The sequence below is a fragment of the Roseibium sediminis genome (assembly GCF_008711325.1).
GTDB lineage: Bacteria > Pseudomonadota > Alphaproteobacteria > Rhizobiales > Stappiaceae > Roseibium > Roseibium sediminis.
This window is the reverse complement of the sequence record NZ_VXDB01000068.1, coordinates 1-1801: the sequence shown is the minus strand read 5'-3', so window position 1 is coordinate 1801 and position 1801 is coordinate 1. Positions and strand designations below refer to the sequence as shown.

At 57.4% G+C, this 1801-nt stretch carries 3 protein-coding genes and 1 pseudogene; 3 read left to right on the top strand and 1 reads right to left on the bottom strand.

The window, feature by feature from the left end; all coding sequences use genetic code 11:
* The first annotated feature begins 445 nt into the window (after positions 1-445).
* From F0155_RS23055 to F0155_RS23045, 3 genes are read left to right on the top strand one after another with little or no spacing between them, the layout of a single operon-like run.
* Positions 446-880 carry a hypothetical protein gene (locus tag F0155_RS23055; protein ID WP_208999426.1) on the top strand — a complete coding sequence of 145 codons (435 nt, stop codon included), beginning with the start codon at positions 446-448 and terminating at the stop codon, positions 878-880.
* A 50-nt stretch (positions 881-930) separates the two neighbouring features.
* On the top strand, positions 931-1182 hold the full coding sequence (locus F0155_RS23050) for a type II toxin-antitoxin system ParD family antitoxin (protein WP_150526910.1): 252 nt from the start codon (positions 931-933) through the stop codon (positions 1180-1182).
* Positions 1175-1471: a type II toxin-antitoxin system RelE/ParE family toxin gene (locus tag F0155_RS23045; RefSeq protein WP_150526909.1), complete on the top strand. Its 297-nt coding sequence runs from the start codon at positions 1175-1177 to the stop codon at positions 1469-1471. The genes F0155_RS23050 and F0155_RS23045 overlap by 8 nt, the downstream gene beginning before the upstream one ends.
* A gap of 78 nt (positions 1472-1549) precedes the next feature.
* On the opposite strand, the pseudogene F0155_RS24160 reads toward F0155_RS23045, so the two are convergent.
* Positions 1550-1657: pseudogene (locus F0155_RS24160) on the bottom strand (hypothetical protein); the annotation flags it as partial.
* Positions 1658-1801: the final 144 nt, after the last annotated feature.

Genomic DNA, 1801 nt, shown 5'->3' with positions numbered 1-1801 from the left:
AGTTCTCAGTGACAATTTATGGGGCCACCGGGTCAGTTCTCAGTGAAAATCAACAATGCTGGCCCATCGCGGTGAGCTGGAAGAGGAGGAGATCGCGAAGCTGCTCAGCGATGTCAGTCGCGGGAGCCCCGAGGAGCACAGGCGGACCTGGGTGCATTAGGGGTAGGAGCTCAGTTAAGGCTGGCTGACAGCTGGGGCTGCAGAAGTCGGCTGGAGGACTTCTTAACATCGTCGGTCGATCGCCGCAGATCGATCCGTGATCTGACATGTCCCCCAGCGTCGAATAACACTCACAAATCCCATGTCGATCAGTCCATATCTCCCCGATAAAACCCGTCGGGGCAGCGAGTTCACATGGGTCAATTCTCAGTGGAATTTTTAAGCCTACCGGGTCAGTTCTCAGTGAAAATCAACAGCAGGCATCCCGAAGCAACGTGATCTCTTGATGGATCGCCTCCAGGAACGCGCCGAGTGTAACGCCATCCTGCTGCCCCTGTCTCTCTACGACCATTCCGGCCTCGCGATGAACACGATCGGGTTCCACTGCCCAAGGGATTCCGGCCAGGTCGGCTTCATCTACGTGACGCTCAAAACAGTCCGGGAAGAGTTCGGCGCGAAGCGCGTCACCAAGGCGCTGCGCGAAAAGGCTGAAGACATCCTGCGCGGCGGTTTCGTCAGCTACGATGCCTATCTCGGCGGCCGGGTCTTCGGCGATGTGATCGAGCGTGGCGGTGGGGAAGTCGACGCCTGCTTGGGGGGGATCGGTGACTATGAGGCGGGCTGTTTGCCCAAGGCGAGGGCGGTTGTAGACAAACTGTTATTGCGAGAGGCGCACTTACTCGCCGCCGCCGAGCAGGGCGCAAGCCCACCCCCGGGTTGAAATGCTCGAAATACGCATATATCTTATTCATGCGTACTTCGGAGGTGAGCATGGCAAGCACAAGCGTTACACTTGGCCCCCATTGGGACGAATTCATCGCCCTGATGCTGAAGGAGGGGCGTTATGGGTCAACCAGTGAGTTGATCCGCGCCTCTTTGCGCTTGATGGAGGAGCAGGAAGGCCATCGGGCTCGATTACGGGTTGCGTTGATGGAAGGCAAGCGATCCGGCGACGCTGGCCCGCTTGACATGGACGCAATCAAGCGCGAGGCGCGGGGCCGCTCTGGCGCGTCTGATGCGTAAGATCCATCTCTCTCAGGCGGCAAAATCCGATCTTGTCGACATCTGGGCCGAAACATACCGACAGTGGGGTGAGGCGCAGGCAGACCGGTACCTCGACGACATCGATTGTGCCCTCAAGGAACTTATCGCCAATCCACAAATTGGGTCGGACTGTTCCGATCTTCTACAGGGCGCGCGCAAACTGATCACGGGCCGTCACCTTGTGTTCTATGAGTTGGCCCCGGATAGGATATTCGTGATCCGGGTCCTGCATCAATCCATGGACGTACTGCGCCATCTGCGGCCCTGACATCTCGGGGCGGCATTGCCATTTGTGGACAGCTCCGTTTTTGCAAGGGTTTTCTTTGTGATCATGACCTTTTTGCGTGGCGGTCATTTGTCCGGCCTTTTTAATGCGGCGCAGATGCCGCTGGCCTTGATGAAGTCCGCGAACCGGATCCCTATCAACTTGCCGGACTATGACGTCCTGGTAATGCCCCGGGGTGTTCCGATTGCGGCGGCAAAGATCATCATCAAAGGTATTGCCCTTGCACTTCGTATGAAGCGCCTCTCAGCGCTCCGAACGGCTCTGTTGCAAATTTCTTTCTGTGGTGAGAGAAGCAGCTTTTGCAGAGCAGGT